Here is a 912-nt window from a genome sequence, read left to right on the forward strand (position 1 = left end):
CTGGCCGCCTCCGCGTGGTCGCCTCCGAGCGACACCGCCCCGGCCAGCCCCTCAAGGGAGAGCGCGATGCCTCGCGGGTCGCCCGTGGCGCGGGCCGCCTCGTGGCCCGCCCGCTGCCTGGCCAGCGCCGTCTCCGCGTCGCCGCGCTGTTCGGCGGCGAATCCCAGCTCGGCCAGGACGAACGCGATGCCGGGCGTCCCGCGCACCTCGCGCAGCCAGCCGAGCCAGGGCGTCAGGTATCTCTCCGCCGTCTCGTACCGGCCCTGCCGCCTGGCGCTCAGGGCCAGGCCGAGCACGGCGTGCTCCTCCGCGGCCTTGTAGGACTGCTCGACGGCCAGCCGCCTGGCCCGCTCGTGGTAGTCGTCGGCGCGGGCGTAGTCGCCCTCCAGGAGCGCGATGCGGCCCACGGAGGACAGTTTGAAGGCCACCTCGAAGCCGAGCTGCTCCGCCAGGCTCAGCCCCTCCTCGCGCAGCCGCGCCGCCTCGGCGTAGTCGCCGCGCATCTCGGCCAGCCGGTCGAGGGAGTCCATGGCGTCCATCCGGCCCCACCCGTCGCCCAGCTCGGTGAACAGCGCGAGGCTCCGCTCGGCGTCGCGCCGCATCGCGGCCAGGTCGCCGCGGACCAGGGCCAGTCTGGAGCGCAGGGCGAGCGCCGCGGCCGTGCCCCACCGGTCGCCGAGCTCCTCGAACGCGCCCAGCGCCCGGTCCGCGGCCGCCTGGTGCGCCTCGTGGTCCCCGTACGCCCACCGCACGTGGCTCAGGAACCAGTCGGCCAGCGCTCGGCCCGGCTCGTCCAGGTCGGCATGGCGGGCGGGAAGCGGCGTCTCCCCTGTCAACGCGGTGATCCCGGCCAGCCAGACCGAAGCCCGGGCCGCCTCGGCGCGCGCCCCGCCCGCGGCCAGCGTCGTGGCC

The 912-nt window shown here is 77.0% G+C and carries 1 pseudogene; it reads right to left on the reverse strand.

The features are described 5' to 3' along the window. Window positions 1-912, reverse strand: a pseudogene (locus tag DQW85_RS22125) (AfsR/SARP family transcriptional regulator); the annotation flags it as partial.

The organism is Nonomuraea lactucae, from assembly GCF_003313395.1.
Lineage (GTDB): Bacteria > Actinomycetota > Actinomycetes > Streptosporangiales > Streptosporangiaceae > Nonomuraea > Nonomuraea lactucae.